5 protein-coding genes and 1 pseudogene are annotated in these 6,939 nt (G+C 38.6%); all 6 read left to right on the top strand.

Going from position 1 to position 6,939, the window contains the following annotated elements; translation table 11 throughout:
• Positions 1-152 precede the first annotated feature (152 nt).
• Entirely contained in the window at positions 153-818 is a 666-nt protein-coding gene (locus tag B4C08_RS09430; RefSeq protein ID WP_296664807.1) for a LolA family protein, read from the top strand.
• A gap of 3 nt (positions 819-821) precedes the next feature.
• A complete protein-coding gene (locus B4C08_RS09425) occupies positions 822-1,937 on the top strand; it encodes a helix-turn-helix domain-containing protein (protein ID WP_296090207.1) in 1,116 nt (371 codons plus the stop codon).
• Entirely contained in the window at positions 1,930-3,384 is a 1,455-nt protein-coding gene (gene rimO, locus B4C08_RS09420; RefSeq protein WP_296664805.1) for a 30S ribosomal protein S12 methylthiotransferase RimO, read from the top strand. The genes B4C08_RS09425 and rimO overlap by 8 nt, the downstream gene beginning before the upstream one ends.
• A complete protein-coding gene (locus B4C08_RS09415) occupies positions 3,381-5,591 on the top strand; it encodes an ATP-dependent helicase (RefSeq protein WP_296664803.1) in 2,211 nt (736 codons plus the stop codon). The genes rimO and B4C08_RS09415 overlap by 4 nt, the downstream gene beginning before the upstream one ends.
• Positions 5,588-6,616, top strand: coding sequence for an FAD:protein FMN transferase (locus B4C08_RS09410; RefSeq protein WP_296664800.1), 1,029 nt, complete (start codon positions 5,588-5,590; stop codon positions 6,614-6,616). The genes B4C08_RS09415 and B4C08_RS09410 overlap by 4 nt, the downstream gene beginning before the upstream one ends.
• 70 nt (positions 6,617-6,686) lie before the next feature.
• A pseudogene (locus B4C08_RS09405) lies at positions 6,687-6,939 on the top strand (sodium-dependent transporter); the annotation flags it as partial.

The following is a 6,939-nucleotide window of genomic DNA, read 5'->3' as shown; positions in this document are numbered from 1 at the left end:
ACATTAAATCATAAAACTCGAAATTCAGGCTAAATAAAATTCCCAAAACTTTTTTCTGAATAAAAATCACTTCGGACATTTTTCGCTGTTAAATATGCCTGTTGACGATAAAAGATTATTTTTCTACAATATATCAGTTTGGAGTACTTTAAATGAAAAAGTTTTTGTGTGCCGCAGTTTTTATGTGTGCTTTCTGCACGGCGGCTTTTTCACAGGAAATTACGACGGCGAGCGATTTCTTTAAATCTGTCAGCGACCGTTATGCGGAAATAAAAGACTATGAAGCTGACATTGACATAACAATTGACAAAAATGAAATGAAAGGAAAAATCAGTTTTAAGCGTCCAGAAATGCTTCGCATAGATTTTTCGGATCCTGCGGAACAAGTTGTTGTCTTTAACGGTGATGACCTTACAATTTATTTGCCAAGCCCGACTTCCGCAATTCTTGAACAGAATGTTACTGCTTCTGGACCAAATGCGGCTACAGCTCAGGGACTTTCTCTTTTGCGCCGTTATTACACAGTTGCCTATGAGTCTGGACAAAGCGCAGTTCCTTTGGATGAAAACAGCGATGAAATGGTTGTGAATCTTTTGCTTTCAAGAAGATCCGCGGCTGAAGCTTTCCGTACAATAAAACTTTCTGTAGATCCTTCGACAAAATTAATTCGCCGTGTTGCTGCGGTTTCAGCTCAGGACGTTGATTATATTTTTGATTTTCATAATTACAACTTGAATGTGAGTATAAGCGATCAGCGTTTTATTTATGATCCGCCGTCATCTGCAAATAACTACAACAACTTTCTTCTTTCGGAGTAATAAATGGAAAGCTACGGAGAAATTTTGCGCAATGCCCGTGAAGAAAAAAAAGTTTCCATGGAAGCGATTGAGCGTGCAACTGCGATTACAAAAAATTATATAGATTCATTGGAAAATGAGCGCGTTGAAGACTTTCCTGGAGAATCTTATTTTATAGGTTTTCTTTCAAATTATTGTGAATTTTTGGGGCTGGACAAAGATGAAATTTTGCGGCTTTATCATGCGAAAAAAATTCAGGAATCTCCAGTTCCAGTTGAGCTTTTAAAAAAGCAGAAGCCAGTTTTTCTTATTCCTGTAATTGTCGCATCTGTTGTTTTAGTTTTGGCGGCGATTGGAATTTATATTTATTTCAGCGTTTTAAAGATTCCACAGAAAAAAGAACTTAAGGCAAGAGAGCAAGTTGAAAAAGAAAAAATCCATCAGTATCAATTTACTGGCAAGCCCGAAACAAAGCGACTTTATAAAGGAGATCAAATTCTTGTACCTGCAAAACAAGGCAAGGGAAATATTATTTTGACAGTTGGCGGAACTTTAGGAAATCTTTCAATTCTTACGCCTTCTGGAAATCAAATTGTAGAGCTTAGCGAGGAACGTGATATAGATATTGACGGAGACGGATTTGCGGATTTGATTATTTATTTGAGCGATGTTTCAAATGACAATGAAGCGAACGGCGCGGAAGTGAGAATCCTTGAAAAATCTATTGAAAATTCTTTTGTTGCACTTTCAGATGGAAAATCTGGAACAGAACTTTCAGAAATTCCTGCGGCTTCGGCTGTAAAAAATAATGCAAACAGAACGGTAATTCATGAAGACACGCGCGCTTATCCGTTTACAATAAATGTTACATTCCGCGGTTCTTGTCTTTTCAGATATAAAAGCGACCGTCAAGATTATGTTGAAGGCTATTACAAGAGCGGCGAGCTTGTTACAATTACTTCAAACAACGGAACACGTCTTTGGATGAGCAACATCAACGCTTTGAAAATTCATGTTATTGCAGGACTTTCTTCCTATGATCTTGAAGTTGGGCGTGCTGGTGAAGTTCAGGCTGAAGACATAAAATGGGTTCGTGACAGTGACGGAAAATATCGTTTAGTGGTGCTTGAACTTGACTAGTAAAAAATTTTTTCTTGACCAGCATGGCTGTGCAAAAAATCAGGTTGACGGCGAGCTTATAATGAATAGGCTTTCTAGCCTTGGATTTGAGCAAGTTTTTGAACCTGAAAAAGCCGACCTTGTTATTGTAAATTCTTGTGGATTTATTGAAAGCGCAAAAAAAGAAAGTCTAGATTCCCTTATGGAAGCGCGTTCTGCTTTTCCGAATGCAAAGATTCTTTTGGCAGGCTGTCTTGCCGAGCGTTATGCGGATGTATTTAAAAAAGATTTGCCTGAAGCTGACGGAATTGTTGGAAATGGAAACTTGGAGCTGATTGATTCCGCTGTAAAAGATTTGTTTGAAGAAAAACGTCCGGTTTTAAAAGCTGAACAAAAAGGAGTTTGCTGCGGTGAGCGGAATTCTCTATTGTCTTTTAAAGGAAGTGCGTTTGTAAAAATCACAGAAGGATGCGACAACCGATGTTCATTCTGTGCAATTCCTGTTATACGTGGAAAACTTCGTTCAAGAAATTCAAATGAAATTGTTGCGGAAATAAAATCTCTTTTGGCTCGTGGAATTTTTGAAATTAATTTGATTGGTCAGGATTTGGCAGCTTATGGTTGCGGCGAAGAAGACAAAGAATTTTCTTCTGAAAAAAACTGGCATGAAATAATTTATAGGAATTTAAAAACTCCTGTTTGTGCAGAAGAAAATTTTTATGAGAAATATGGCGAATCTCCTTTGTGCAGTTTGATAAAAAAAATTTCTGCGCTTGAAGAAAAATTTTGGATTCGGCTTTTGTACATTCATCCCGATCATTTTAACAAAGACATTCTTGAAGTTATGAAAAACGACACAAGGTTTCTTCCTTATTTTGACATTCCATTTCAGTCTGGCGACGACAAAATAATACGCGCCATGAACCGAAAGGGCAGCTTTGAAAATTATACTTCACTTATAAAAACTATCCGCTCTTATTTTCCTGAAAGCTGCATACGCACAACTTTTCTTACAGGATTTCCTGGGGAAACAGACGAAAATGCTTTGCGCACAGAAGAATTTTTGCAGTCAATAAAAAGCGACTGGTCCGGATGTTTTCCGTACAGCAGAGAAGAAGACACTGTCGCTGATAAAATGAAAATGCAAGTTTCTTCAAAAAAAGCAAAGGCAAGAGCTTTTCGGCTGGAAGAAATGCAGCATGAAATAACTTTTGAAAACTTAAAAATGCGCTGCGGAAAAATTTACGATGTTCTAATTGAAGAAATAATTGAAAACAAAGATGGCACTGATGAAGGTCTTGCAATTGGACGTGCCTGGTTTGACGCGCCGGAAGTTGACGGAGCTTTTGTTGTGCGTTATGACCTTGACAATGAAAATGCCGTGAAAAAAATAATTCCGGGAGCTGTTGTAAAGGCAAAGGCTCTTGCCGCATCCGATGTTGATGTTGACGGAGAATTTCTTGAATGAACGCGGAAGATTATCTTTCAGTTTTAAATAAAGAGCAGCGTGAAGCAGTTGAACATGAGGGAAGCCCTCTTTTAATTTTGGCCGGGGCAGGCTCTGGAAAAACCCGCGTAATCACGACGAAAATTGCGTATATGATTTCGGAACTTGGAATAAATCCGGCTTCGATTCTTGCTGTTACTTTTACAAAAAAAGCCGCAGAAGAAATGAAAGAGCGTGCAATAAATCTTGAGCCGCGCGCGCAAAAATCCCACATAAGAACATTTCATTCATTTGGTGCTTGGTTTCTTCGGCTCTGTGCGGAAGATTCTGGAATTGGGCTTCAAAATAATTTTACAGTTTACGATGATGACGATGTGTGCTCACTGATTTCAAAAGCACTTCCTTCGCTTACAAAAAAAGATGCGTCGCATTATGCAAAAAAAATTGCGCTGGCAAAAGACTATTGTCTTCTTCCCGGAGACTTGGAATTGAGCCGGATTTGCGATGAGCCTGTTTTTCCTGAAGTCTATGAAAAATATCAGCAACGTCTTAGAAAAACTGGCAATGTGGATTTTGGCGATTTGATTTTGCTCCCGTATTTGATTTTAAAAGAAAATGATTTGATTAGAAAAAGTTTTCATGCGCGCTACAAAGTTATTTTGGTTGATGAATACCAGGACTCAAACGTTGCGCAGTTTAAGCTTTTAAAGGAACTTTCCGGCGTCAATGAAAATTCTGGAACTTATGTCTGTGTTGTTGGCGATGATGATCAGAGCATTTATAAATTCCGAGGAGCTGAAATTCAAAACATATTGAATTTTAAAGATGAATTTCCGGGAACAAAAATTATACGCCTTGAAACAAATTACCGTTCGACTTCTGAAATTTTAAATTGCGCAGGAAATGTTGTAAAAAATAATTCCGGGCGTCTTGGAAAAGAGCTTGTGTCTGCGCGCGGAAAAGGAAAAATGCCGGCATTGGTTTTTCTTCCGTCGCAAGATGATGAAACTGAATTTTGCTACAGCCTTATTGAGCAGGCCTTTGAGCATGGAATTCCTTATAGTGACTGGGCAATTCTTTACAGAACAAACGCACAGTCGCTGGGCTTTGAAACAGAATTTCTTCATAAAAAAATTCCTTATGAAGTTGTAGGCTCTTTGAAATTTTATGAGCGTGAAGAAGTAAAAGATATTATTTCGTGGCTTTCATTTATCGTGAATCAGCGTGACGAAATCTCTTTTAGGCGGATTGTAAACAAGCCTGTGCGCGGAATTGGAAATACAACGCAAGATAAAATAATCGAAGCTTCTGATGGAAATTCAATTTTGAATGGAGCGGAATCTTTGAAGCTTTCAAAAAAGACAAAAGAAGGATTTGATTTTTTTAAATCGCTTGTTGAAAAATTTTCCGATGAATTGCCAGATGTTCCTGTAACTTCAGAAGCGGCATTGCTTGCAGGGCAGGCGATAAACGAAAATAATATTGTTTCCGCAGATGAAAAAAAACTTTCAGAGTTTGTTGAAAAAGTTGTAAAAGAAAGCGGGCTTGAAGAATTTCACAAAGATCAGGATGAAGAAATCGGCACGCAAAAAATTGAAAATCTTCAGGAACTTGTAAACAGCGCAGTTTTGTATCCGTGCACAAAGCAAGGACTTTTAGATTTTTTAGATCACATAAATCTTGACCGCACTTTAAAAACTGAATCCGAAGAAGAAAAGCAGAAAGACAAGATTACTCTGATTACGCTTCACAACACAAAAGGACTTGAATTCAAGCGCGTGATAATAACAGGAATGGAATCTGGAATTTTTCCGCGCGAAGGAAAAACGGAGTCAGAACTTGAAGAAGAGCGGCGTCTTTTTTACGTTGGAATTACGCGGGCAAAAGACGAGCTTTATTTTACTTCATGCGGAGTCCGCCGGCTTTTTGGAAGAACAAATTTTATGATTCCAAGTCCGTTTCTTGCTGAGCTTGGAAATGAAATCCGCATACTTGGACAAAAGCCAGATTCATTTTCATCTAGCCGCACAGAAAAAAATCCACTCGAAAAAAAATACTGCCGGGGTGCTTGCGTTTTCCATGATGATTATGGGCATGGACAAATCATAAGAACTAACTATAGCGATGAAGGTGAATACGTTGTTACTGTGAGTTTTGAAACTGGCGGAATTAAAAAGTTTCTTCCAAAGTATCAAAAAAATTCTTTGCTTGTTGAAGACGATTTATGAAATTTGTTTTGCGGCTTTGTATTGTTTTTGTTTTTTTATTCGCTTCATGTTCTGGAAAAATTGAGCCAAGAACACAAACTGTGATGGACACTCTTTGTACAGTCAACGCATTTGAGGACGGAACAAAAAAACTTTATGATGAAATTTTTGAACGTCTTGCGCAGATTGAAAATGAATTCAGTGCGACTTTGCCAAGTTCTGAAATTTCACGGATAAATTCAATGGCTGGAATTTCTTCGGTAAAGACAACTGAAGAGGTTTTAAAAGTTTTAGATTTTGCTTTGAAAACTGCATGGATTTCTGATGGAGCATTTACTCCGGCTGCAGGTCCGCTTGTTGACTTGTGGGGCATAAACACAGACCACCAGAAAATTCCTTCGCAAACTGAAATAAACAACGCTCTTGAACTTGTTGATTTTGGCTGCGTTGGACTTTCCAGAAATTCAGTTTTTTTGCGGAAAGCTGGAATGAAAATAAATCTTGGCGGAATTGTAAAAGGCTTTGCCGCAGATGAACTCTGTAAGATTTTAAAAATGCACGGCGTTAAAAAAGCTGTTATAGATTTGGGCGGAAACATTTACGTTTATGGAAAAAAATCTGACGGCAGCAAATGGACTGTTGGAATAAAAAATCCAGAATCTCCTTCGGCCGCTCCTCTTTTGCGCCTTTGCATAAATGAAAATTCAGTTGTTACAAGCGGAAGCTACGAGCGCTATTTTGAAGCCGGCGGAAAAAGTTACCATCACATTTTTGATCCTGCGACAGGATTTCCTGCAGATTCTGGAATTGTTTCCGCGACTGTAATTTCTCCATCTAGCATTACGGCGGATGCGCTTTCGACTGCGACCTTTGTTCTTGGCGTGGAAAAATCTTTTAAGCTCCTTGATAAATTCAAAAAAGAATTCGGATCTGACATTTCATTTATTTTTGTCTGCAAGTATGGTTCTGTTTTTGCTTCTGCGGATTTAAAAGGCTCTTTGGAATTTGTTCAGGATGATTTAAGAAAAATAATTTTTGTTCCTTAAATTGTTCACTTGTATTTAAATATGAAAAATTTTTATACACACCGCCCCTTATTTCTGCTAAAATGGCTTTATGGCTAGAGAAAGATTGAGCAGCAGACTTGGATTTATTCTGCTGAGCGCAGGCTGCGCTATTGGCTGCGGAAACGTCTGGAAATTTCCGTGGATGGTCGGTCAGAACGGAGGCGGCGCGTTCGTTCTTGTTTATCTTGCGTTTCTTGTTGTGCTGGGGCTTCCGGCTTTGACAATGGAATTCGCGCTTGGAAGAGCGTCCCAGGCAAGCCCGGTCAGAATGTACCAGAAGCTTGAAAAGCCCGGCTCAAAAT

The sequence above is a fragment of the Treponema sp. UBA753 genome (assembly GCF_002297325.1).
In the GTDB taxonomy this organism is placed as follows: Bacteria; Spirochaetota; Spirochaetia; order Treponematales; family Treponemataceae; genus Treponema_D.
This window is presented reverse-complemented; position numbering and strand designations above follow the sequence as displayed.